General features: G+C 63.3%; 25 protein-coding genes. 11 read left to right on the plus strand and 14 right to left on the minus strand.

Annotated elements, in window-relative coordinates:
• Positions 1–7 precede the first annotated feature (7 nt).
• Complete coding sequence (locus ACZ6YA_RS03605) at positions 8–1,348, plus strand: NfeD family protein (RefSeq protein WP_465895510.1); 1,341 nt, start codon at positions 8–10, stop codon at positions 1,346–1,348.
• 2 nt (positions 1,349–1,350) lie between these two features.
• Positions 1,351–2,103, plus strand: coding sequence for a slipin family protein (locus ACZ6YA_RS03610; protein ID WP_465895512.1), 753 nt, complete (start codon positions 1,351–1,353; stop codon positions 2,101–2,103).
• 30 nt (positions 2,104–2,133) lie between these two features.
• On the opposite strand, the gene ACZ6YA_RS03615 is transcribed toward ACZ6YA_RS03610, so the two are convergent.
• Positions 2,134–2,766, minus strand: a complete 633-nt coding sequence (locus ACZ6YA_RS03615; protein ID WP_465895514.1) for a LysE family transporter — start codon at positions 2,764–2,766, stop codon at positions 2,134–2,136.
• A gap of 211 nt (positions 2,767–2,977) precedes the next feature.
• Positions 2,978–4,888, minus strand: coding sequence for an ATP-binding cassette domain-containing protein (locus ACZ6YA_RS03620; RefSeq protein WP_465895516.1), 1,911 nt, complete (start codon positions 4,886–4,888; stop codon positions 2,978–2,980).
• Between the two features lie 50 nt (positions 4,889–4,938).
• Between ACZ6YA_RS03620 and ACZ6YA_RS03625 the strand changes: the two genes are divergently transcribed.
• The gene (locus ACZ6YA_RS03625; RefSeq protein WP_465895926.1) at positions 4,939–5,421 is read left to right on the plus strand and encodes a TIGR02444 family protein; all 483 of its coding nucleotides are present in this window, start codon (positions 4,939–4,941) and stop codon (positions 5,419–5,421) included.
• On the opposite strand, the gene ACZ6YA_RS03630 is transcribed toward ACZ6YA_RS03625, so the two are convergent.
• The gene (locus ACZ6YA_RS03630; RefSeq protein ID WP_465895517.1) at positions 5,397–6,413 is read right to left on the minus strand and encodes an AlgP family protein; all 1,017 of its coding nucleotides are present in this window, start codon (positions 6,411–6,413) and stop codon (positions 5,397–5,399) included. The two genes, ACZ6YA_RS03625 and ACZ6YA_RS03630, sit on opposite strands and share 25 nt — an antisense overlap.
• A 224-nt stretch (positions 6,414–6,637) precedes the next feature.
• On the opposite strand from ACZ6YA_RS03630, the gene ACZ6YA_RS03635 reads away from it, so the two are divergent.
• Positions 6,638–7,303, plus strand: a complete 666-nt coding sequence (locus ACZ6YA_RS03635) for an FKBP-type peptidyl-prolyl cis-trans isomerase (protein ID WP_465895518.1) — start codon at positions 6,638–6,640, stop codon at positions 7,301–7,303.
• Between the two features lie 9 nt (positions 7,304–7,312).
• Here the strand turns inward: ACZ6YA_RS03635 and rsd are convergent, their stop codons facing one another.
• The 7 genes from rsd to ACZ6YA_RS03670 all read right to left on the minus strand — a co-directional run bounded on the left by rsd (position 7,313) and on the right by ACZ6YA_RS03670 (position 13,745).
• Positions 7,313–7,783 carry a sigma D regulator gene (rsd, locus tag ACZ6YA_RS03640; protein ID WP_465895520.1) on the minus strand — a complete coding sequence of 157 codons (471 nt, stop codon included), beginning with the start codon at positions 7,781–7,783 and terminating at the stop codon, positions 7,313–7,315.
• A gap of 231 nt (positions 7,784–8,014) precedes the next feature.
• Positions 8,015–8,521, minus strand: coding sequence for a disulfide bond formation protein B (locus ACZ6YA_RS03645; RefSeq protein WP_465895522.1), 507 nt, complete (start codon positions 8,519–8,521; stop codon positions 8,015–8,017).
• 221 nt (positions 8,522–8,742) lie between these two features.
• A complete protein-coding gene (locus tag ACZ6YA_RS03650) occupies positions 8,743–9,981 on the minus strand; it encodes a heme biosynthesis HemY N-terminal domain-containing protein (protein WP_465895523.1) in 1,239 nt (412 codons plus the stop codon).
• The gene (locus ACZ6YA_RS03655) at positions 9,978–11,078 is read right to left on the minus strand and encodes a uroporphyrinogen-III C-methyltransferase (protein ID WP_465895524.1); all 1,101 of its coding nucleotides are present in this window, start codon (positions 11,076–11,078) and stop codon (positions 9,978–9,980) included. The genes ACZ6YA_RS03650 and ACZ6YA_RS03655 overlap by 4 nt, the downstream gene beginning before the upstream one ends.
• Before the next feature lie 46 nt (positions 11,079–11,124).
• Positions 11,125–11,892 carry a uroporphyrinogen-III synthase gene (locus ACZ6YA_RS03660; RefSeq protein WP_465895525.1) on the minus strand — a complete coding sequence of 256 codons (768 nt, stop codon included), beginning with the start codon at positions 11,890–11,892 and terminating at the stop codon, positions 11,125–11,127.
• Positions 11,889–12,830, minus strand: a complete 942-nt coding sequence (gene hemC, locus ACZ6YA_RS03665; RefSeq protein ID WP_465895526.1) for a hydroxymethylbilane synthase — start codon at positions 12,828–12,830, stop codon at positions 11,889–11,891. The genes ACZ6YA_RS03660 and hemC overlap by 4 nt, the downstream gene beginning before the upstream one ends.
• 171 nt (positions 12,831–13,001) lie before the next feature.
• The gene (locus ACZ6YA_RS03670) at positions 13,002–13,745 is read right to left on the minus strand and encodes a LytR/AlgR family response regulator transcription factor (RefSeq protein ID WP_465895529.1); all 744 of its coding nucleotides are present in this window, start codon (positions 13,743–13,745) and stop codon (positions 13,002–13,004) included.
• 309 nt (positions 13,746–14,054) lie between these two features.
• Here ACZ6YA_RS03670 and argH point away from each other — a divergent pair, with 309 nt between their 5' ends.
• The gene (gene argH / locus ACZ6YA_RS03675) at positions 14,055–15,449 is read left to right on the plus strand and encodes an argininosuccinate lyase (RefSeq protein ID WP_465895530.1); all 1,395 of its coding nucleotides are present in this window, start codon (positions 14,055–14,057) and stop codon (positions 15,447–15,449) included.
• A gap of 126 nt (positions 15,450–15,575) precedes the next feature.
• Here argH and ACZ6YA_RS03680 read toward each other — a convergent pair whose 3' ends face one another.
• Positions 15,576–16,238 (minus strand): glutathione S-transferase, encoded by a 663-nt coding sequence (locus tag ACZ6YA_RS03680; RefSeq protein WP_465895532.1) that lies wholly within the window; start codon positions 16,236–16,238, stop codon positions 15,576–15,578.
• 146 nt (positions 16,239–16,384) lie between these two features.
• On the opposite strand from ACZ6YA_RS03680, the gene ACZ6YA_RS03685 reads away from it, so the two are divergent.
• From ACZ6YA_RS03685 to ACZ6YA_RS03695, 3 genes are all read left to right on the plus strand, one after another.
• Entirely contained in the window at positions 16,385–16,684 is a 300-nt protein-coding gene (locus ACZ6YA_RS03685; RefSeq protein ID WP_465895533.1) for a hypothetical protein, read from the plus strand.
• Positions 16,685–16,753: 69 nt separating this feature from the next.
• On the plus strand, positions 16,754–16,999 hold the full coding sequence (locus tag ACZ6YA_RS03690) for a TIGR02647 family protein (RefSeq protein ID WP_465895534.1): 246 nt from the start codon (positions 16,754–16,756) through the stop codon (positions 16,997–16,999).
• A gap of 197 nt (positions 17,000–17,196) precedes the next feature.
• Positions 17,197–20,055, plus strand: coding sequence for a class I adenylate cyclase (locus tag ACZ6YA_RS03695; protein ID WP_465895535.1), 2,859 nt, complete (start codon positions 17,197–17,199; stop codon positions 20,053–20,055).
• A gap of 15 nt (positions 20,056–20,070) precedes the next feature.
• Here ACZ6YA_RS03695 and rnk read toward each other — a convergent pair whose 3' ends face one another.
• The 3 genes from rnk to cyaY all read right to left on the minus strand — a co-directional run bounded on the left by rnk (position 20,071) and on the right by cyaY (position 21,160).
• The gene (gene rnk, locus ACZ6YA_RS03700) at positions 20,071–20,481 is read right to left on the minus strand and encodes a nucleoside diphosphate kinase regulator (protein ID WP_465895536.1); all 411 of its coding nucleotides are present in this window, start codon (positions 20,479–20,481) and stop codon (positions 20,071–20,073) included.
• Positions 20,482–20,613: 132 nt separating this feature from the next.
• Positions 20,614–20,826, minus strand: a complete 213-nt coding sequence (locus ACZ6YA_RS03705; RefSeq protein ID WP_465895537.1) for a DUF1289 domain-containing protein — start codon at positions 20,824–20,826, stop codon at positions 20,614–20,616.
• Position 20,827: 1 nt separating this feature from the next.
• Complete coding sequence (gene cyaY / locus ACZ6YA_RS03710; protein ID WP_217867854.1) at positions 20,828–21,160, minus strand: iron donor protein CyaY; 333 nt, start codon at positions 21,158–21,160, stop codon at positions 20,828–20,830.
• A gap of 188 nt (positions 21,161–21,348) precedes the next feature.
• On the opposite strand from cyaY, the gene lptM reads away from it, so the two are divergent.
• The 3 genes from lptM to dapF are packed head-to-tail and all read left to right on the plus strand — an operon-like array spanning position 21,349 to position 23,644.
• The gene (lptM, locus tag ACZ6YA_RS03715; protein ID WP_056794120.1) at positions 21,349–21,552 is read left to right on the plus strand and encodes an LPS translocon maturation chaperone LptM; all 204 of its coding nucleotides are present in this window, start codon (positions 21,349–21,351) and stop codon (positions 21,550–21,552) included.
• A 9-nt stretch (positions 21,553–21,561) separates the two neighbouring features.
• Positions 21,562–22,809, plus strand: coding sequence for a diaminopimelate decarboxylase (lysA, locus tag ACZ6YA_RS03720; protein WP_465895539.1), 1,248 nt, complete (start codon positions 21,562–21,564; stop codon positions 22,807–22,809).
• 4 nt (positions 22,810–22,813) lie between these two features.
• Entirely contained in the window at positions 22,814–23,644 is an 831-nt protein-coding gene (dapF, locus tag ACZ6YA_RS03725) for a diaminopimelate epimerase (protein WP_465895540.1), read from the plus strand.
• Positions 23,645–23,647: the final 3 nt, after the last annotated feature.

Genomic DNA, 23,647 nt, shown 5'->3' on the forward strand with positions numbered 1-23,647 from the left:
ACGACAGGTGATCGCTCGCTGCTGGCGCTGCTGGTTGCTGGTGCTGATGCTTGGCCTCGCCCCGGGCAGCCAAGCTGCGCCTGGTGCGGTCTGGGTACTGAGCATCGACGATGCCATCGGCCCCGCCAGCGCCGACTACGTGCTGCGCGGGTTGGACCAGGCTCGGGATCAGGGCGCGCAACTGGTGGTAATCCGCATGGACACACCGGGTGGCCTGGACAGCGCCATGCGCCAGATCATCAAGGCGATCCTCGCCAGCCCCGTGCCGGTGGCCAGTTTCGTTGCCCCCAGCGGCGCGCGGGCCGCCAGCGCCGGCACCTACATCCTGTACGCCAGCCACCTGGCGGCCATGGCTCCCGGGACCAACCTCGGCGCGGCCACGCCGGTGCAGATCGGCGGTACGCCGAAGGATGACCAGGCTAAACCCGGCAGCGATGAAGAGACCCTTGCACGCAAACAGGTCAATGATGCCGCCGCGTATATCCGTGGCCTGGCGCAGTTGCGTGGGCGTAATGCCGACTGGGCGGAAAAGGCCGTGCGCGAGGCGGTAAGCCTGCCGGCCAGTGAGGCGCTCAAGCAGAAAGTGATCGATCAGCTGGCCAATGACCTGCCGGACCTGCTGCGTCAGCTCGACGGCAAGACGTTGCTCGCCGCCGACCAGCCGCGCCAGCTGCACACCCTCAACGCCAGCGTGGTCGAGCACCTGCCGGACTGGCGCACGCGACTGCTGGCGGTAATCACCAACCCCAGTGTGGCGCTGATTCTGATCATGATCGGCGTCTATGGCCTGCTGTTCGAATTCATCAACCCAGGTTCCGGGGTGGGCGGAGTGGTCGGTGGCATCTGCCTGCTGCTGGCCCTGTATGCCCTGCAGCTGCTACCGGTGAGCTTCGCTGGCATGGCGCTGGTCCTGCTCGGTATCGCGTTCATGATCGCCGAGGCGTTTCTGCCCAGCTTTGGCGTGGTCGGCTTTGGCGGGATAGTCGCATTCGTGGTGGGGGCGGTGATCCTGATCGACACCGACGCCCCTGGCTTCGGCATTCCCCTGGCACTGATCGCCACCCTGGCGGTGCTCTCCGCGCTGCTGATCGGCGGCGTGCTGGGCATGGCCCTGAAGACGCGCAAGCGCGCGCTGGTCAGCGGCGATGCCGGCCTGGTCGGCAGCCTGGTCAGCGTCACCCAGGTGCAAGCAGGTAACCCGTTCTGCGGCTCGGTACAGGCCCAGGGCGAACAATGGCAGGTGCAGTGCACCACGCCGCTGCAGCTTGGCCAAAACGTGCGGGTCACCGCGCGGCATGGCGTGATGCTGGAAGTGAGCGCTGCCGCCCCTACCGTGCAAGGAGACTGACGATGTTCGTGCAATTGGGTTTCGGCGCCCTGCTGTTGCTGCTGGGCGTGCTGTTGTTGTCCGCATTTCGCATCTTGCGTGAGTACGAGCGCGGCGTGGTGTTCCAGCTGGGGCGCTTCTGGCAGGTCAAGGGGCCGGGGCTGATCCTGCTGATTCCGGTGATCCAGCAGATGGTCAGGGTCGACCTGCGCACCGTGGTGCTGGACGTGCCGCCGCAGGACGTGATCACCCGCGACAACGTCTCGGTGAAGGTCAATGCGGTGCTGTATTTTCGTGTGCTCGATCCGCAGAAGGCGATCATCCAGGTCGAGGACTTCCTGGTCGCCACCAGCCAGCTGGCCCAGACCACCCTGCGCGCAGTGCTGGGTAAACACGAACTGGACGAGCTGCTGGCCGAGCGCGAACAACTGAACCTGGACATCCGCCAAGTGCTCGATGCACAGACCGACGCCTGGGGCATCAAGGTCGCCAACGTCGAGATCAAGCACGTCGACCTCAACGAGTCGATGGTCCGCGCCATCGCCCGCCAGGCCGAAGCCGAACGCGAACGCCGGGCCAAGGTGATCCATGCCGAAGGCGAACTGCAGGCGTCGGAGAAGTTGATGCAAGCGGCGCAGATGCTCAGCAAGGAGCCGGGCGCCATGCAGCTGCGTTACATGCAGACGCTGGGGTCGATTGCCGGGGACAAGAGCTCGACCATCGTGTTTCCGATGCCGCTGGATCTGCTCAAGGGGATGATGGACAGGGACAGGTGACAGGGGCCTCAATGAGGCCCCCGCAATGAATCAGATCGGCGCGCGACGCAGGGTCGCCAGGAAGGTCGCCGCACCGATGAACAACCCGGCAAAGGTGCGGTTAAGGCGCTTCTGCTGCTTGGGCGTGCGCAGCAGGCGCAGCACCCGCGACGCCAATCCGGTGTAGCCCGCCATGACCAGCATGTCGACACTGATCATGGTCACCGTGATCGCCACATACTGCGGCAACAACGGCGCATGCGGGTTGAGGAACTGCGGCAGCACTGCCAGCATGAACACCAGCGCCTTGGGGTTGCTGACGTTCACCAGGAAGCCACGGAACACCAGGCTCAGCGGCTTGCCGATCGGGCGTACAGCGGAATCTTCGGTCATGTCCATCGGCAATGCGCGCCATTGCTTGTAGGCCAGGTAGACCAGATAAGCGACACCGAACCATTTGATGAGGGTGAAGGCGGTGGCGGAAGCCGCGAGGACGGCGCCGACACCGGCGGCGATGATGGCGATCTGCACGATCAGGCCAATCTGCAGGCCTAGCGCGTTCCAGTAGCCGCGCCAAAAACCGTACTGCAGGCCGCTGGACATCGAGGCAATCGCCCCGGCCCCAGGTGAAAGGCTGATCACCCAACACGCAGCAAAGAAGCCCAACCACACTTCCATCGACATCACACACCTCGCTCGAACAAATGTTGCAAAACGTTAAGCTAAGGTGTTGGCGAAAAAATGACCAGTAAATTCTGTGGGATTTCTGTCGTCAGCATTGGCCTCTTCGCGGGCAAGCCCGCTCCCACAGGTTCACCCCTGCCCGCGAGAGCGGCGCGGTACCTGTGGGAGCGGGCTTGCCCGCGAAGAGGCCAGTACAGACAACATCAATAAATCAGGACAATGCCTCGAGTTCGGCCTGCATGCTTTCCAGCGTCTCCAGCGCCTCCATCCAACCTTCTTCAAGCTCGCCTTCGCGCTGCTTGAGCTTGGTCTGCCGTGCCAGCAGATCACGCAATTCATCCTTGCGCGCCGCCTCATACACACCACTGTCACCCAACGCAGTTTCGATCTCGGCCAGTTGCGCATGCACCTGATTGAGCTCGGCCTCAAGCTTGTCGGCAGCCTTCTTGTGCGGTGCCAGTTGCTGACGCAAGGCCGCGGCGGCCTGGCGCTGGGCCTTTTTGTCGGTCTTGTCCGGGTTGACCGGAGCGTTGCTCACCGGCGCGCTGCGCTGGCGGTACTCGACCAGCCAACGGCTGTAGTCGTCCAGGTCGCCATCGAAAGCTTCGACTTTGCCATCGGCTACCAACAGGAAATCGTCGGTGGTGCTCTTGAGCAGGTGTCGGTCGTGGGAGACCACCACCACGGCACCGGCAAACTCCTGCAACGCCATGGTCAGCGCCAGGCGCATCTCAAGGTCCAGGTGGTTGGTCGGCTCGTCGAGCAGCAACAGGTTGGGCCGTTCCCAGGCGATCAGCGCCAAGGCCAGGCGAGCCTTTTCACCCCCGGAGAAGTTCACCACTGGCTCGTCGACACGATTGCCGTGGAAGTCGAAACCGCCCAGGAAGTCGCGCAGGGTCTGCTCGCGCTCGGTCGGCGCAATGCGTTGCAGGTGCAGCAGCGGGCTAGCCTTGTCGTCCAGCGAATCGAGCTGGTGCTGGGCGAAGTAGCCAACGGCCAGGTTTTCACCCAGCACCAGGCGGCCAGACAGCGGTTCGAGTTCGCCGGCGAGGTTTTTGATCAGGGTCGACTTGCCGGCACCGTTAGGGCCGAGCAGGCCGATACGGGCACCCGGAACCAGTTGCAGCTTGACCTTGTCGAGGATCGCCTTGTCGCCATAACCCAGGCAGCCTTCGGAAAGGCTCAGCAGCGGGCTGGAGATTTTATGCGACTCGCGGAAGACGAAGTCGAACGGGGAATCGACATGCGCCGCCGACAGCTCTTCCATGCGCTCCAAGGCCTTGATCCGGCTCTGTGCCTGGCGGGCCTTGGTCGCTTGAGCCTTGAAACGGGCAATGTACTTTTCCATGTGCGCCCGCTGCGCCTGCTGCTTCTCGTAGGCTTGCTGCTGCTGCGCCAAGCGCTCGGCACGGGTGCGCTCGAAGGCGCTGTAGCCGCCCTTGTACAGGTTGAGCTTGCGCTGCTCGACGTGCAGCACATGGTCGACCACGGCATCAAGGAAATCGCGGTCGTGGGAAATCAGCAGCAGCGTGCCTGGGTAACCTTTGAGCCAGTCTTCCAGCCACAGGATCGCATCGAGGTCCAGGTGGTTGGTCGGCTCGTCGAGCAGCAGCAGGTCGGACGGACACATCAGCGCCTGGGCCAGGTTCAGGCGCATCCGCCAACCCCCGGAGAAATCGCCAACGCGGCGGTCCATCTGCTCGTTGGTGAAGCCAAGGCCGGCCAGCAACTTGCGCGCGCGGGCGTCGGCGGTATACCCGTCGGCGCTTTCCAACTCACTGTGCAGTCGCGCCAGGGCGGTGCCGTCGTGGGCCGTTTCGGCCACCGCGAGCTCGGCCTGGACCTTGCGCAGGCGCACATCGCCATCGAGCACATAGTCCACCGCCAGGCGATCAAGGGTGTCGACCTCCTGGCGCATGTGGGCAATACGCCAGTCGCCGGGCAGTTGGCAGTCGCCGGAGTCGGGCGACAGCTCGCCGCGCAGCAGGGCGAACAGGCTGGATTTTCCGGCGCCGTTGGCACCGATCAGGCCGGCTTTGTGGCCGGCGTGCAGGGTCATCTCGGCGCCTTCTAGCAAGCGCTGCGGACCACGCTGTAAAGTGAGGTTGGATAGTCTGATCATGATGGTCGCGGAGTCTACCAGCTTCCTCGACCCGGAGCGTAAGTCGAATGATGCACACCGACCTGTGGAATCACGCCCTGGCCCTGTATGCCCGACCCGGTATCGAAGGGGCCTGCCTCAGTGCTCAGGCATTGGGCAGCGATGTTTGCCTGCTGCTGTGCGCAACCTGGTTGCAATGCCGTGGGGTTGCGCCGAACGCCGAGCGCGCTCAGGCCTTGCGCGCACTCGCCGAGCCTTGGCAAGGGCAGGTGGTCACGCCGCTACGCAGCTTGCGCCAGCAATGGCGAACGCAGGCGCAGCACGACCCGCAACTGGCGGCGTTGCGCGAGCAGGTCAAAGGCTTGGAACTGCAGGCTGAAAAGCAATTGCTGCAACGGCTTGAGGCCTGCGCGCAACAATGGCCGACAGGCTCGCGAGAGCCTGTCGATGATTGGCTGGCCTGGCTGGCGCCCGACCAAGCCCGTGACCACGACGCGCTGGGGCAACTGCGCGTCGCGGCCGCAGGGCTTCAGGAGGCCGAAGACGGCGCCTGAGCCGGGGTGCTTGCCGGGGCCGCTGGGGCTGCCGGGGTCGCAGAGTTGGTCACCGCTGCGCTGGTAGCGGGGGTGGCTGGTTTGCTCGCAACCGGCTTGGCGGCGGCGGGTTTCGCCGGGGCTTTGGCAGCGGGTTTGGCAGCTGGCTTGGCGGCAGGTTTAGCAGCGGGCTTGGCCGGTGCTTTGGCGGGTGCTTTGGCAGCTGCAGGCTTGGCGGCAGTCGTCCTGGCGGGCGCTTTGGCTGCAGCTGGTTTGGCAGCAGGCTTCGCGGCGGCAGTTCGTGCCGGTGCCTTGGCGGCTGGCTTCGCGGCGGCAGCTTTGGCCGGTGCTTTGGCAGCCGCAGGTTTCGCAGCAGGCTTGGCCGCAGCAGTTCTTGCGGGTGCCTTGGCGGCAGCTGGCTTGGCAGCAGCAGCCCTGGCAGGCGCCTTGGCAGCAGCAGGCTTGGACGCTGCGGCGCGAGCCGGAGCCTTGGCGGCGGCAGTTTTTGCTGGCGCCTTGGCAGCAGGTTTTGCTGCTGGCTTGGCCGCAGGTTTGGCAGGCGCTTTTGCAGCCGGTTTAGCAGCAGCCGGTTTAGCCGACTTGGCGGCCACCGCACGCTGATCCAGTGCCTTGCCCGCTGCCTCGCGCACTTTGCCAACACCCTGGGCAAGTTTCAGGCTGTCCTGGGCATCGCGTTTGAGTTGCTGGATATAAGTACGGGTTTGCGTCTGGCGATCTTTGAGCGAGTCGAGCAACGACTCAAGTTCACCGATGGCTTTCTGCGCTTTACCCTGCGCCTTGGCTTTGCCTGCCTTGGCCGCGCCCTGCAACTTCAGGCGACCGGTGTGCAGTTTTTCCTGGGCCTTGCCGCGCTGCTTTTCCAACTTGGCCAGCAGTTTTTCAGCATCAGCCAGCGCTTGCGAGCAGGCATCTTCCAAGTGTTCGAGCAGGCTGCCCGAAAGTTGCTGGAGCAGGTGTAACGGCGTACTTACTGGCTTCTTCTTGGCCGACATGGTTTACCTCCTGGCTGACGAAATTGCGGCTCATACTATGCTTCTGCTGCTACCGCCGCTAGGGCATGTTGACAGTCTCATTAGCGCCGCGTTGCATGCCTGGGCAAAGTTGTTATCTTGCAGCTCCGTGCAAGTGTAGTTGCTTAACAAATCGTTGCCGATATTTACGCAAATCACCTCATCAAGGCTGGCATACTTCCCAGCTCTTGAGCTTGGAGTTAAGCATGCCTCGTTACTTTGTTCTCGGCCTGTGCCTGATGACTCCTTTGGCACTTGCCGCCGACGAAACGCCCCCCGGCAACGATCATGACCTGGCCTACAGCCTGGGCGCCAGCCTGGGTGAGCGCCTGCGCCAGGAAGTGCCGGGGCTGCAACTGGACGCACTGGTCGAAGGCCTGCGCCAGTCCTATCAGAATCAACCACTGAGGCTCGACCAGGCGCGCATGCAGGCCATCCTTCAACAGCACGACGAGCAGGCGAGCAACGCCGCAGAGCAAGCCGAAGTAGCCAAACTGCAGGCCGTCGAAGCGCGTTTCATGGCCAATGAACGGGCGCGCGCTGGCGTGCACGAGCTGCCTGAAGGCGTGCTCTACAGTGAACTGAAAATTGGTAACGGCGCGCAGCCCAAGGCCAATGGCAAGGTGCAGGTTCGCTATGTGGGCAAGCTGCCGGATGGCACGGTGTTCGACCAGAATCAGCAGCCGCAGTGGTTCACGCTGGACTCGGTGATCGAAGGCTGGCAGGTGGCGCTGCCGCACATGAAAGCGGGGGCCAAATGGCGGCTGGTGATCCCTTCGGCTCATGCCTACGGTGCCGAGGGCGCGGGGGACCTGATCGCGCCCTACACGCCGCTGGTATTCGAGATCGAGTTGCTGGCGGTCGGCGACTGACGCCGAACGTCAGGCCTCGACCGCGTCCTCTTCCTTGTGCGCGTTATGCAGCACCTCGATCAGGCAGTCTTCGAGTTCGAAGCGCTCATGCAGCAAGCTGCCCAGCTTGCCCAGCTTCTCTGCAAAGCGTTCGGTGTCTTTGCACTCGCCCTTTTCGCAGTGATCGTTGAAAGCCAACGCAATCTGAGTGCTGTCGTTGATGCGCGGATTGATCTCTTCCGCCAGCTTCAGCGCCTTTTCGTCACCGAAAGCCTTGGCCTCGGTCACCAGCTGCTCGCTGACTTCGAAATGCCAAGCTGACACGTAGTCGACCAGCACCGCGCAAAAATCACGGTTCTTGTCCTTGTCCGCAAACGCCGGTTTGGCATCGCGCAAGGCACGAAAAGCCTGCACCAGCTCTTCTCGCTCCTTGAGCCAGCGGTCGATCAGCTTGTGAACCCCACCCCAGCGTTCCTGGGCGTTCTGACAACTATCGAGCATGGCAATCTCTTCCCTTCTGGGTAGATGCCGCTGCACCTCGCACCACGACCGTGCGGCACAAAGGTGACATCAGCAGGACGGCATCGAGCAGTTGTATTTTCGGTGTGCGTGCTGGGAGATTATTCCCGCACGTGCTGCCCATCAAGGTACGCAGCAGACAAAGTTCATACAAGTGTTTAATACCCTGCTGCACCACCGCTGGTCGCGCTATCGCTCAGTGCTTGCGCTGGGTCATGCTTTGCCAAGGCTGCGGAAACGATACGCCAGCAGGAATGACAAGGGCAGCGCAGCCAGCAGCAGAAAAGCCAGCAGGCTCCATTCGGGCAGCGTCAGGTCGAGAAAGCTCCAGGTCAACGAACTGCAGTCCGGTCCGCCGAGCACCAGTTGCCGGGCAGCCTCGCCCCAGGAGCTTTCCAGCACTTGGCGTAGCGACGCCGGGCAGGCATGGTCGATTCTGGCCGCGCCCTGCAACCAGACATGCCTGGCCGCCAGTAGCGCGCCAACAGCCGCAAAGGCCAAGGCCGCCTGCCCATAGCGCCGAACACCTACATCGCCCGGCGCGTGCACGGCCGCGCACAAGCAGACGATTGCGTACGCACCCAGAAAAAAACGCTGACTGAAACACAGTAGGCATGGCACCAAACCCAGGCTGATTTCCAGGTAGAAGGACGCGGTCAGCACCGCCAGCGAGACAAGGCAGGCAGGTAGAAAAAACGTGCGCAGGCGGGCCGGCAACATGGGCGGTGGGCGTCCGGGGTAAATGAATTGGTTTGAAACGGTAGAGGAAACGCGGGCTTTGTTTCAAGGCGCGACAGCAGAGGTAATTCACCGAGAGGCGCTAGAAATTTCTTCCTCGGTAGTAGGAAATTTCTCATGAAAGGTGCTGCAGATAGAACAGGCGTCGCGGGATAAGACGCCAATACCCATGAGCCCGCAGCCATTGCGGGCCCATGGGTTACTCAGGCGCGTACGCCTTCTGGCAGCGGCAGGGCCAACAGACGCTCGTCCAGCAGGCCGAGGCCTTCCTGGAACAATTGGTTGCTGCGCTCGGTTTCGCCCAACCCGGCCAGCAATCGGGCCAGCTCGGCGCAGGCTTCCGGGTTGCGCTCCATGCTCAGGCTGCTTTCCAGGTAGTCCCGAGCCTTGCCCCACAAGCGGTTCTGCAAGCTCAGGCGGCCAAGCGTAAGCAGCAGACTAGGATCCTGCGGATGCGCCTTGAGCCAGCCTTCGGCCGTTTGCAGCTGGCGAGCGGGATCATCGCCACGCACCAGGCCATACAGGCGTGCAAGATGGCTTTCGTATTCACGCTTGAGGGCAGTGCGCAACACCTGCTCGGCTTCACCCTGGGCGCCAACCTGACGCAGTTGCTCGGCATAGGCCAGTACCAGTCGCGGCTCCTGGCGCTGCGCTGCAGTCAGCTGCTGCCACGCGCGCTCCAACGCCTGACGGGCACTCTGATCATCGTCGCCACGGGTTGCCGCGAGGCTCAGATTCTGGCCCCAGGCGCGCTGTTCAAGCGCGGCGAGTTCTTCGGCCGGCAGCACTTTGCCTTTACGCAGGTCGGGCAACAGGCGGATCAATGCCGACCAGTCACCGCGCTCCAGATACAGGCGTTGCAACAGGCGCAGGACTTGGCTGTTGTGCGGGTGACGCTCCTGCATGGCCAGCAGGGTTTCCAAAGCACCCTCGCTTTCGCCCCGGTCCATCTGCAATTGCGCGTGGGTCAGCGCGATCGCAAGCTCGGCTTGGGGCTGGCGCTCAAGCGCTCTTTCCAGCAGGTTGTCGCTGTCTTCGGTGCGCCCCTGTTCATTGGCGGCACGGGCCGCACCGAGGTAATACAGCAGCGGCTGACGTTCAGCCTCGGCTGCGCGGTGCAAGTGGCGCTGGGCACTGGCCCAACGGCCTTCGGCCAGGTCCAACTGACCTTGCTCGATGGCAATGCGAAGGCGTCGGCTGCGGTTGCGGCGCGACCATGGGTTGACCACGCCGCTGGAGGTCAGTACCAGGCCAACCAGGTAACGCAGAAGCCACAACAGCACCACCACGGCAACCAGCGCTGCAAGCGCCGCCCACAGCCCGGACTGGTAGCGGAAGCTACCGTAGGAAATCAGCACGTAGCCGCTGTGCTTGGCCACCGCTATACCCAATGCCGCAGCAACTACGATCGCCAGCACGGCCAACAGGTAGACACGCTTCATGGCTTGCCCCCTTCACCCTCGGCAGGCAGATGGCGACGCTGGATGTAGGTCTGCACCGCTGCCAGGCTGTCGCTCAGGTCGGGGGTAACCACCGAAACCGGTTGCTCGGCCAGCGCGTTGAGGCTGTCGAGCATCGCCTTGCTCTGTGCGTTGTCCGCGTTGAAGTTGGCCAGCAACACACTGCGGGCATCATCCAGCGCCTGGCTGTAGACCTTGGCCTCGCCATTGAGCGCAGCCCACTGGGCTTGCTCGATGGTCAGGCTGAGGGCCAGACGCAGTTGATTGAGCGACTGCCCGGCCAGCAGCGGCCGCACATTGTCGTCGGCGTCGAAATCAATCTGGAAGTACTTGGAGATCTCTGCCCACCACTGCGACAAGCGGCTGGCGCCATCGCCATCGGCAGTCAGCGCACCGAGCGCGTCGGCATTGCTGTCGAATTCGGGCGACTGGGCACTGAGCTGCTGCACCAGTTCACGTTGAGCGGCCAGCTTCAGGTACAAGCCGGTGCGATCGGGTTGCTGGGTGCTGTTGAGCGTCGCCAGGCTACGCGCCAACTGCTCGCGGGCGGCGAACGAACCAGGGTCGCTCTGTTCACGCAAAATCTCGTCGGCACCTTCGACCAGCGCCTTGGCACTGGTGATGTCCTGCAAGGCCGAAAGCCGCAGCGTGGCCAGGCGCAGCAGATGCTCGGCTTCGGCCAGGCGCCATTCCTTGCGACTTTCGCCCAGCACAGTTTCCACGCGCTGGCTGAGACGCTGTTGATCACCCTGCAATTGCGCCACCAGGCGGCGGCGGTCTTCCAGTTCGCTGGCCGCCGGCAGGCTGGCCAGTTGGGCGCTGATCTGCTGTTCGCGCTGCTGCAAGGCCGCTGCACGCTGGTTCAGCGCTTCGAGATGCTCGCCCTGGCTCAGTTCACTGCCCTGCAGATGTCGCACCTGCCAGACACCCCAGCCGCCCACGGCGACCCCGGCCGCGCCAACCAACAGCGCCAGCAAGGCCAGGCCAGTGCCGGAACGTTTGGCGGGTGCAGGGGTGACCGATTGCGCCGGCTCCTGCGCCGACGGCTGATCATTGTGTGACAAGACAGTTTCGCTCACGTATCCATCCTTTGCATGGGGGCGCATCGCACTGATGCTTAGCGCCTTAAGAGGCAGGTACAGCGCTGCGCTGCACGGCTGCCAGCAAGGCCGCGGCACTCGCGCCACGGCAATCCACAACCTGTAGAGCCCCTGCGGCTCTGGCCTGTTCGGCGACCCGTGGGCTCGGCACGAACAACGGCAGACGCGCCACCTGCAACCAGTCGGCGGCAGCCATCTGCTGCAGGTGTTCAAGACCCTGCCCACTGCTGACCACTACGCCATTGAGCCGTTCCGCTTGAATGCGGCACATCAGCGTGCCTGCAGCGTACGCCGGCAGGCAACGACGATACAGTTCCAGATATTCGACACTAGCACCTTGCTCTGCAAGACGCTCGGCCAGCAGTTCACGACCTCCGACACCACGGACAATCAGGACGCGTGCTGTAGGAACAGCGACAGCCTCGCGCAAGCCCGGTAGCGCAAGCAAGGCCTCACTGTCGTCGCCTTGCGTAGGGAAAGTCACCTTCAGACTGGCGGCCTGCAGCACCGCCGCCGTTGCCTCACCTACGGTAAACCAGGCCACTGTGGGGGCCTGCAAGTCTGCGCGCGAGTGGTGGTCCAGTAGCAATCTGGCTGCCGGTTTGCTGACCACGATAATCGCCTGATACTGACCCAATGCCGCGATCTGGCGACGCTGCACGTCATTCAACGTGACCGGCTCGATTGCCAGCAAGGGCAGGCAACTGCTGGCCACGCCAGCAGTTGCCAAGCTCTGCGCCAGCGCCGCGCAGTCCTCTTCAGGCCGGGTCAGCAACAGGCGCCAGGGGCTCACGGGTGGCCGGCCTCGCCGTAGACTTCCTTGAGGATGGCTTCGGCACCTTGGCCCAGCAGGGCTTCGGCAACCTGCACACCCAAGGCTTCGGCGCACGACCGCGGGGCGCGGGCATCGGCCACCAGCAGGGTGCCACCACTCGGCTGGCCCACCAGGCCACGCAGCCACAACTGTTCCCCTTCAAGCACGGCGTAGCAGGCGATCGGTACCTGGCAACCGCCATTCAGGTGCTTGTTCAAGGCACGTTCGGCCACCACCCGGTCAGCTGTATCGGCATGGTGCAGGGGCGCCAGCAGTGCGTGGATCTCACTGTCGGCGCTGCGGCACTCGATGCCTACGGCGCCCTGGCCACCGGCAGGGAGGCTGTCATCGACGCTGATACTGGAAGTGATGCGGTCTTCGAAGCCCAGGCGGATCAGCCCCGCCGCCGCCAGGATGATAGCGTCGTACTCGCCAGCATCGAGCTTGGCCAGGCGGGTGTTGACGTTGCCGCGCAGGAAGCGGATTTCGAGGTCCGGGCGACGCGCCAGCAGTTGGGCCTGGCGGCGCAGGCTGGAAGTGCCGACGATGCTGCCGGCAGGCAATGCCTCCAGGCTGGCGAAGCGGTTGGACACGAACGCGTCACGCGGGTCTTCGCGCTCGCAGATACAGTACAGGCCCAGGCCTTCAGGGAAGTCCATGGGCACGTCCTTCATCGAATGCACGGCGATGTCGGCTTCGTTGTCCAGCAGGGCGGTTTCCAGCTCCTTGACGAACAGGCCCTTGCCACCGATCTTCGCCAGCGGCGCGTCGAGCAGCTTGTCACCGCGGCTGACCATGGGTACCAAGGTCACCAACAGACCGGGATGCGCCTGTTCCAGGCGGGCTTTGACGTATTCGGCCTGCCACAGGGCCAAGGCACTTTTACGGGTGGCAATGCGGATTTCGCGAGTGGACATGGAACGCCCCGATGCTTAGGAATGCCGTCGATGATAACAGCATCGTCGGGATCGCTAGCAGATGTGGGTCAGCAAGTGGGCCTCTTCGCAGCTCAAGCCGCTCCCACAGGTTCACCACTGCTGTAGGAGCGGCTTTAGCCGCGAACAAGGGCGAAGCCTTGCCGTGCAAAATCAGAGGGTCTGCATCATCTTGCGCACACCAGCCACGTGCCGCCGGCTGACGGTCAGGGCATCACCATCGAGGCCTTTGAGGAACAGCTGGAAATGCCCCAACGGCGTACGCTGCAGGCGTTCGATGCGCTCGCGGGCGACCAGGGCGTTGCGGTGGATACGCACGAAGCGTTCACCAAACTCATCCTCCAGGGCCTTTAGCGGCTCATCGAGCAGCACTTCCCCGGCTTCGTGGCGCAGCGTTACATATTTATGGTCGGCAATGAAATAGATCACCTGGGGCAGCGGGATCAACTCGATGCCCTTGCGGGTCCGCGCGCTGATATGGCTTCGCGGCCCCCCGCCTTCGCTGCCAGGCCGGGTCAGCGCCGCCAGCTGGGCGCGGTTGGGTTTTTCCGCCTTGCGCAGGGCATCGCGCAGGCCTTGCGGCTGGATCGGCTTGGTTACATGGCTGAGGGTGCTGTCCTTGAACGCCTCGGCGCCGTATTCATCGTCGCCGGTGCAGAACACCACGGTCGGCGGCGCCTCGCGCTCGCACAGGCGGGCCGCAACCTGCAGGCCATCGAGGCCCGGCATGCCGATGTCCAGCAGGACCACATCGGGCTTGAGGCTATCGATCAAGGCCAGGGCCTCCTCGCCGTTGGTGGCGCTGGGCTCCAGCACGTTGTACCCCTCCAGCTCCCCGAATAGCCGTGTCAGGCGTTCACGGGCTTGGGATTCGTCATCAACGATCAGGACATTCATAATTGCTCTGGATTCCTGAGTGAGTCTCGCACAGGTATAGCGTAGACAGATGCAGGTCGAGCGACACTGCGGTCACGCTCTAGACCGATACGAAGGCCAAAGATTCACTGAGCCGGCAGATTCGCTGCCAGTCCTTTGTCCAACTGTAGACGGTCCGTGGAACACTGCCGTTCAATCGGTAAATATCGTCTTTGCCCGCCCTGGCCAATGTTTGCTGACGATTTCTCTCGACCGGCGTCCTTCGGCGACACGCTCAAGCCTGCTATTATCGGCGCCTCTTTTTCGTTCACGCCTTCCACGAGTGAATCCATGAGCACCGACAAGACCAATCAGTCCTGGGGCGGCCGCTTCAGTGAACCCGTCGACGCCTTCGTCGCCCGCTTCACCGCCTCGGTCGATTTCGACAAGCGCCTGTACCGCCACGACATCATGGGTTCGATCGCCCACGCCACCATGCTGGCGCAGGTCGGCGTCCTCAGCGACGCCGAGCGCGACACCATCATCGACGGCCTGACCACCATCCAGGGTGAAATCGAGGCCGGCAACTTCGACTGGCGCGTCGACCTCGAAGACGTGCACATGAACATCGAAGCACGCCTGACCGACCGCATTGGTATCACCGGCAAGAAACTGCACACCGGCCGCAGCCGCAACGACCAGGTGGCTACCGATATCCGTCTTTGGCTGCGCGACGAGATCGACCTGATCCTCGCCGAGATCACCCGCCTGCAGCAGGGCCTGCTGGAGCAGGCCGAGCGTGAGGCCGAGACCATCATGCCGGGCTTCACCCATTTGCAAACCGCACAGCCGGTTACCTTCGGCCACCACCTGCTGGCCTGGTTCGAAATGCTTAGCCGCGACTACGAGCGCCTGGTCGACTGCCGCAAGCGCGCCAACCGCATGCCGCTGGGCAGCGCCGCGCTGGCCGGCACCACCTACCCGATCGACCGCGAGCTGACCTGCAAGCTGCTGGGCTTCGAAGCCGTGGCCGGCAACTCGCTGGACGGCGTCTCGGACCGTGATTTCGCCATCGAATTCTGCGCCGCTGCCAGCGTGGCGATGATGCACCTGTCGCGCTTCTCCGAAGAGCTGGTGCTGTGGACCAGCGCGCAATTCCAGTTCATCGACCTGCCTGACCGTTTCTGCACCGGCAGCTCGATCATGCCGCAGAAGAAGAACCCGGACGTGCCAGAGCTGGTGCGTGGCAAGACCGGCCGCGTGTTCGGCGCCCTGACCGGCCTGCTGACCCTGATGAAAGGCCAGCCGCTGGCCTACAACAAGGACAACCAGGAAGACAAGGAGCCGCTGTTCGACGCCGCCGATACCCTGCGCGACTCGCTGCGTGCCTTCGCCGATATGATCCCGGCCATCAAGCCCAAGCACGCGATCATGCGCGAAGCGGCACTGCGCGGCTTCTCCACCGCCACGGACCTGGCCGATTACCTGGTGCGCCGCGGCCTGCCGTTCCGTGATTGCCACGAGATCGTCGGCCATGCCGTGAAGTATGGCGTCGACACCGGCAAGGACCTGGCCGAGATGAGCCTGGACGAACTGCGCCAGTTCAGCGACCAGATCGAGCAGGACGTGTTCGCCGTGCTGACCCTGGAAGGCTCGGTGAATGCCCGTGACCACATTGGTGGTACGGCGCCGGCGCAGGTGCGGGCTGCTGTCGTGCGTGGCCAGGCCCTGCTAGCTTCGCGTTAAGCCCTATTGCGAGGGCTTCGCCCTCGTTCGCGGGGCAAGCCCGCTCCCACAGTTACAGCGCCGTTCTAAAGAGCAGTGGAGTATTTGTGGGAGCGGGCTTGCCCCGCGAATGGCCTCACACCAATTTCAGCGCTTGCCGCTGCGAATCATCTCCATGAAGGCCGGCATCGCCGCCTCCTTGTCCGCTACGATCCGCGCCATGTGCGGGTTTTTCCCCAGCAACTCGAGCAAGGCTTTCGCCTCAGGGAAGTCCGCCAGGAAGTCGATGTTCAGCACTTTCTTGCCCACGGCATAGGCCAGATCGACCGAGAAGCAGAACATCAGGTCGGCTACGGTCAGCTCTTCACCCGCCACATAAGGCGCAAAACGACCATTACGTTTGAGCGTGGCAAACCCTGCCAGCAGCTCGGTACGCGCGCGCTCCTTGATCAATGGCTCGACCGGCATGCCGAAGAACGACTCGGCATAGCAGGTACGTGCCGGCAGCTCGATATACAACTCGATCTCCTTGAGCAGCTCGCGCACCTTGGCCTGCTCAAACGGGTCGGCCGGCAGCAGCGCCTTGCCGCCACAGGTCTGCTCGATGTAGTCGAGGATCACGCTGGTCTCGCTGAGGAAGCCGTGCTCGGTCTCCAGCACCGGCACCTTGCCGCGCGGGCTGACTTCCAGCGCCTGCGGTGCTTGGCCACCGAAGAAGGTGACCTCTTCAAATGGCAGGCCTTTTTCCAGCAGGGCCAGCTTGACCATGTTGTAGTAGTTGCTGACCGAGAATCCGTGAAGCTTGAGCATGGGTAACAGCCTCCAGGCCGTAAGGGGATGGCCGGGCTTTTATAGCCCCTGTGCCTGCGCCTGACCAGCGTCATGCACCCGGTCGATGACCGGGCATTGCCGACGCGGGCGTGGCAAACTGTGCGTCCACCCACAGGAGTACCGCCATGAGCGAGCCCACCGACATCGACAATGACGACGAAGCCTTCGCCGAGGCGACGCTGACCCAGGCCATCGAGAACCAGATCGAAAGCGGCGAGCCTCCGGCAGCCAAGGCCACCTTCAACAAGCTGAAACTGGTCGGCTACGAGCGCGAAGACATCCTCAATCTCATGGCCCACGTGCTGGCCATCGAGATCGACAAACTGCTCGAAGAAGACCGCGCGTTCGATACCGAGTGGTACGAAACCGCCCTGCGCGCGCTGCCCGACCTGCCACCTGAGGCAGATCAAGGCGAGGACGAATAACCCGACTACACTCCAGGGTCAGGCACCGCTGGCGGTGCCGCCATCCTTGTCTGGAAGTCAGGAGTCGCCATGTCCTTCACCCCCGAACTGATCGCCGAACTGGAAGTACTTGCCCTGTTCAATCTGGACAGTCACCAGGAAGGCATCAAAGTTGGCAGCAACGCTTCCCCCGCCTTGGTCGCCGCAGCCAAGCGCCTTCATGAAAAAGAGCTTACCGATCAGCCCGATGGCGGTTACCTCACCAGCCTCGGGAATGATGCGGCTGAAAGCGTCCAGCTGTTGCTGAGCATCCTCAAGTCTCCACAGCCCGCATAAGTCTGTACCGGCCCTTTCGCGGGGCAAGCCCGCTCCCACAGGTATTGCACAAGCCTCAGAATGTGGGAGCGGGCTTGCCCCGCGAAGAGGTCGGTACTGCCATCAAGAAATTGACGTCAAGGAATCATATTCCGCTTATCCGAGTGTACTACTCAGGCTAAACTCGCCACAGCTCCCCTGCCTACCCTGAGTGTGCAATGAACCACGAAATCCGCCCGGACCTCGACGAAGGCATCGATCGCAAGGTGCTGGCGAATCTGCGTGCACGTTTCCTGCGCCTGAACGCAGGCAGGTTGCAACGCGCCACGGACGGGCTGTCGACCCGTCAACAACAGGTGCTCACCCTTCTGCCGCTGTTGTTCCACGTCAACCACCCGCTGCTACCAGGTTACGTATCCGGCAGCACACCCGCCGGCGTGTCTGGCTTCGAACCCGATGCCGAGCTGGTCGCCGAAGGCCAGCGGCTGGCCCGTTCGTTCTCCTACAAGACACGCCTGGGCAACCCCAATCGACCTATCCACGGCCTATTCCTGATGGGCAGCCTGGGCTCGCTGGCACAGGCCGAACAGAGCGACATGGACCTGTGGGTCTGCCACGCGCCTGGCCTGGCTGAAAGCCAGTTGGATGAGTTGCAACGCAAATGCCAACTGCTGGAAACCTGGGCGGCCAGCCTGGGCGCAGAAGTGCACTGCTTTCTGATCGACCCGCAAAACTTTGCCCAGGGGCGTCGCGACAGCCAACTCAGTTCTGATGATTGCGGCACCACCCAGCATTACCTGCTGCTCGACGAGTTCTACCGCACCGCCATCTGGCTGGCGGGGCGTACGCCATTGTGGTGGTTGGTGCCGGTATATGAAGAGCACAGCTATCAGCGCTATACCGAAACCCTGCTGTCCAAGCGCTTTATCCGCAGCACCGACGCCCTCGACCTGGGCAACCTGGCCCACATCCCGTCCGGCGAATTCGTCGGGGCCGGGCTCTGGCAGCTATTCAAAGGTATCGACTCTCCGCACAAGTCCCTGCTCAAGCTGCTGCTGACCGAGGTCTACGCCAGCGAACACCCGGCCGTGCGCTGCCTGAGCCTGGATTACAAGCAGGCCGTATTCGCCAACCACCTCGACCTGGACGCGCTCGACCCTTATGTGATGGTCTATCGGCGCATAGAACGCTACCTGCAACAGCGCGGCGAAACCGCACGCCTGGAGCTGGTGCGGCGCAGCCTCTACCTGAAGGTCAACAAGAAGCTCAGCGGCCTGGACCCCACGCGCAACACGGATTGGCAGCGCCGCTTGCTGCAGCGCCTGGCTGATGAGTGGGGCTGGGACGAACGTCAGCTCGCCTTGCTCGACAGCCGCAGCCAATGGAAGGTGCGCCAGGTGGCCATCGAGCGCCGCGAACTGGTGGCCGAACTCAACCACAGCTACCGATTCCTCAGCCAGTTCGCACAGAACCAGAACGCCAGCAGCCGTGCCGATCAGCGCGACCTCAATGTGCTGGGACGGCGTTTGTACGCCGCCTTCGAGCGCCGCGCCGGCAAGATCGAGGTGATCAACCCAGGCATTGCTCCGGACCTCGCCGAGGACACCCTGACCCTGGTCCAATCGCCGAATCGCAAGGAGCCCGGGAGCCACCACTGGGGCCTGTACAACGGCAATCTGGGGGTGCACGAGTGGGAGCACTTCACCCCAATCAAGCGCAGCCGCGAGCTGCTCGAATTGTTGACCTGGGCCCACCGCAACGGTGTCATCGACAGCACCACGCGCCTTGCGCTGCACCCCGGTGAAAGCGACCTGAGCGAATTCGAGCTGTTCAACCTGCTCGGCAGCCTGCAGCAGAGCATCCCCTTGCCGTTGGAAACCGTCGGCGAAGTACGCCTGCTGCAGCCGAGCGTGGCCGACGAGATCTTGCTATTGGTCAACGTCGGCGTCGACCCGCTGCGCCACCACCGCGACCTGAACATTCTGATGACCACCGAGCGTACCGACTCGCTGAGCTATGCAGGCGTGCGCGAGAATCTGGTGCTCACCCTCGACCAAGTCACCCTCAACAGCTGGAACGAAGTGCTGGTGCAGCGCTATGACGGCGAGCACGCCCTGCTACGCTGCTTGCGCGATTTCCTCAATAGCCTCGGCCAGCGCAGCCACCGGCCGCGCGTGCGGGTGCGCTGCTATTGCCACAACCGCGCCCAGGCCATCAGCCAGCGGGTCGAGGAAATTTTCGACACCGTGCAACTGCTGCTCGACCAACGCCAGAACCACCGCTACCTGCTGCAGGTGGCGCATTTCACCCACATACTGGAGCTGCTGCCCGGCCAGGTCAGCCTGGCGACCCTGGCCGATCACGACGCGGTGCTGGATTACCTGAGCGAGGAACGCAGCACCTACAGCCCACTGCACCTGGATGCCAATGCCCTGCAGGACCACGACCTGCCGTTGGTACTGGAACAGGGCCGTCCCGGCTGTATCCAGGTGTTCTACCGCCTGCTCGACGACTGGGCCGACCTGTATGTGCTGGATGAACACAATGCTTTGTGGCAGCAACGCCTGCCCTTGCACGACGAAAACCACCTGCTGCTGCCACTGCAGCGCTTTTTGCGTTCGGTGCTGATGCGCCACGACGCCCGCATGCCGCTCGACAGCCTGCAGCAAGCACCGCTGCACATCGACTATGCCCAGCTGCTGCCCTCGGGCCCAGGCAAGGCGCGCAGCTTCGAGCCGCGGCCGACGCCAAACGACAGCAACCCTCAGCCCTACTATGAGGTGCAGGCCATTCTCCAGGCAGGCACAGGTGATGGCGTGCATGTCACGCTCTATTGCAACCAGCAGGAGTTCTCCGAGCTGGATCACGGCGACGACCTTTACACCGTCGTCGCCCGGCAGATTTTAAGCCAGCGCCGCAGCGCCGGGCACTATCGCTGCTACATCACTGACCTGGATTTGTCCGAGCTGCTCGATGATGATCAGGGCTCGACCCTCCTGTACCTGCGCTACAAGCGCGAACTGGAACAGGCGCTCAATGATGGGCTAACCCAGTTGCAGGCAACCTTGGCGCCTTGAGCAGGCCCTGATCAATCAGAGATCGAAATCACCTGCGGCTTCTGGTTGATACTCAACCGCCAACAGCTCCAATTTCAGGGTCTTGCCACCGGGCGCAGGCCAGTCGATCTGGTCGCCCACCGACAACCCCAGCAGCGCGCAACCAATCGGCGCCAGGATCGAAACCTTGCCTTCGCCACCGGCATCCTTCGGGTACACCAGGGTCAGGTGGTAGTCCTTGCCGCTGGCTATTTCACGGCAGTGCACCCGCGAGTTCATGGTCACCACGCCGGCCGGCACTTCCTCATGACCGACAACCTGCTCGGCGCGGTCGAGCTCGTCCTGCAGGGCGAGCACACCCGGGGTACTTTCGTCGAGGCTGTCGATCAGGCGCTCGAGACGCTGTACGTCCAATCGGGTGAGGGTGAGGGAAGGCTTGGTGCTCATGATCCAGTCAGACTCCATTGAACAGGCGATTTACCGTGGGCAAATAAAGCAAAACCCCGCCCAAGGGCGGGGTTTGTGAATGCTTTGGCGTCACCGACGCACTACCCGACACTACCACAGCCGGGTAAATACTCAAGCCCGTGCGCGCAGGGCCTCGGCTTCACGGCAGATCTGCCGGCGGCGCTCGTCATCGGCCGAGCGCCACTCGCGGATGTGCTCGACGTGACGCTGGCAACCGGTGCAGACGCGCTGCTCGTCCAGGCGGCAAACGTTGATGCACGGCGAAGGCACTGCAGGGCTGACATTGCTGTAGAGCGGCTTGGGCGGCCGGGTTGGGGCAGTCATATCAGATCTCGTCGAAATCCAGCTTCTCGCCGGCCCGCTCCCAGACGATGCGCTCGAGCATCTCGCCGAGAAGCTCTTCGCTCTTCTCGCACACCCACTTGCCGCTCTCCTGGTCGTAATCGAAGTGGAAGCCACCCGAACGGTCGGCCAGCCAAAGCTGACGCAACGGCTCCTGCCGGCTGAAGATCAGCTGGCTGCCATTGTCGAACTTGATGGTGAGGACGCCGGCGGAATTCTCCATGTCCAGGTCCATACCGCTCTCGTCGAACAGGTCTTCCAGGGCCTGTTGGGTCGCGTCGACCAGATCATGGAAACGCGCTTCGCTCAAACTCATTGCAGGAACCTCGAAATTGGCTGCGTGACAGGCAAGCCGGGCAAGATACGGGCGCTTGGCGCCGAATGCAAAGGTTAGCCGCCAGGACACAAGGATAGCCCGCTCGACGGACCGGCCCTTGCATAGGCAATCTGGCGGTCGCTCGGTATACTCGGGCGCAATACTGCATATTTCAAAGGATTTCACCCATGAAGCGCCTGATTTCCTCGCTCGCGGCGCTGGTCGCGGTTGCCTGCCTCGTTTCGGCCTGCGGTCAGAAAGGCCCCCTGTACCTGCCGGAAGACGGCAAGGACGGCAAAGGCAGCCACAAGTCGCACCAGCACCAGCACGCTCCGGCGGTCCAGCCGCAAGAAGAGCAGCCGATCCAGCCCGAGCAGACGCCAGAGCAGTAAGGAAATCAGATGAACGCTTTCAATTACCGCGACGGTGAACTGTTCGCGGAAGGCGTGGCCCTGTCGGCCATTGCCGAACGTTTCGGCACCCCGACCTACGTTTACTCGCGCGCCCATATCGAAGCCCAGTACCGCAGCTACACCGATGCCCTGCAGGGCGTCGAGCACCTGGTGTGCTTCGCGGTCAAGGCCAACTCCAACCTCGGCGTGCTGAACGTGCTGGCGCGCCTGGGCGCAGGCTTCGACATCGTGTCCGGCGGTGAGTTGGAGCGTGTGCTGGCCGCAGGCGGGCGTGCTGATCGTGTGGTGTTCTCAGGCGTCGGCAAGACCCGCGAAGACATGCGCCGTGCGTTGGAAGTCGGCGTGCATTGCTTCAACGTCGAGTCCACTGACGAGCTTGAGCGCCTGCAGGTGGTAGCCGCCGAAATGGGCAAAATTGCCCCGGTCTCGCTGCGGGTCAACCCGGACGTTGATGCCGGTACCCACCCGTACATCTCCACCGGCCTCAAAGAGAACAAGTTCGGCATCGCCATCGCCGACGCCGAAGCCATATACGTGCGCGCCGCGCAACTGCCGAACCTGGACGTGGTCGGTGTCGACTGCCACATCGGTTCGCAGCTGACCACCGTCGACCCGTTCCTCGACGCCCTCGACCGCCTGCTGGACCTGGTCGATCGCCTCGCCGACTGCGGCATCCACCTGCGCCACCTGGACCTGGGCGGCGGTGTTGGCGTGCGCTATCGCGACGAAGAGCCGCCACTGGTGGCCGACTACATCAAGGCCATCCGCGAGCGCGTCGGCACCCGCGACCTGGCCCTGGTGTTCGAGCCGGGCCGCTACATCGTGGCCAACGCCGGTGCCCTGCTGACCCGCGTGGAATACCTCAAGCACACCGAACACAAAGACTTCGCCATCATCGATGCGGCGATGAACGACCTGATCCGCCCGGCCCTGTATCAGGCCTGGATGGGTGTCAGCGCGGTCAAGCCACGTGAAGGCCAAGGCCGTGCCTACGACCTGGTAGGGCCGATCTGCGAAACCGGCGACTTCCTCGCCAAGGACCGCGAACTGAACCTGGCAGAGGGTGACCTGCTGGCCGTGCAGTCGGCAGGCGCCTATGGTTTCGTCATGAGCTCCAACTACAACACCCGTGGCCGTTGCGCGGAAATCCTGGTCGACGGCGACCAGGCTTTCGAAGTGCGTCGTCGCGAGACCATCGCCGAACTGTACGCTGGCGAAAGCCTGCTGCCGGAGTGACCCCATGCTTCTGCGTTTTACCAAGATGCATGGCTTGGGCAACGACTTCATGGTCCTCGACCTGGTCAGCCAACACGCCCACATCCAGCCCAAGCATGCCAAGCAATGGGGTGACCGCCACACCGGCATCGGCTTCGACCAGCTGCTGATCGTCGAGGCACCGAACAACCCGGAAGTGGACTTCCGCTACCGGATTTTCAATGCCGACGGCTCCGAGGTCGAGCAGTGCGGCAATGGTGCGCGCTGCTTTGCCCGCTTCGTGCTGGACAAGCGCCTGACCGCGAAGAAGCGCATCCGCGTGGAAACCAAGGGCGGCATCATCGAGCTGGACGTGCAGAACGACGGCCAGGTGTGCGTCGACATGGGCCCGCCGCGCCTGATCCCGGCCGAAATCCCCTTCATCGCTGACGCGCAGGCGCTGAACTACCCGCTGGAAGTCGACGGCGAATTGCATTCGATCGCCGCCGTGTCCATGGGTAATCCACATGCCGTGCTGCGCGTCGATGACATCCACACTGCGCCAGTGCATGCCCTGGGCCCGAAGATCGAAAACCACCCGCGCTTCCCGCAGCGGGTGAATGCCGGCTTCCTTCAGGTCATCGACCGCCATCGCGCCAACCTGCGGGTCTGGGAGCGTGGTGCCGGTGAGACCCAAGCCTGCGGCACCGGCGCTTGCGCTGCAGCCGTGGCGGCCATCAGCCAGGGTTGGATGGATTCTCCGGTGTCCCTCGACCTGCCCGGCGGCCGCCTGCACATCGAATGGGCCGGCCCCGGCAAGCCCGTGTTGATGACCGGCCCGGCCGTACGCGTCTACGAAGGACAGGTTCGTCTCTAAGCG

Source organism: Pseudomonas sp. NPDC090752 (assembly GCF_055584805.1).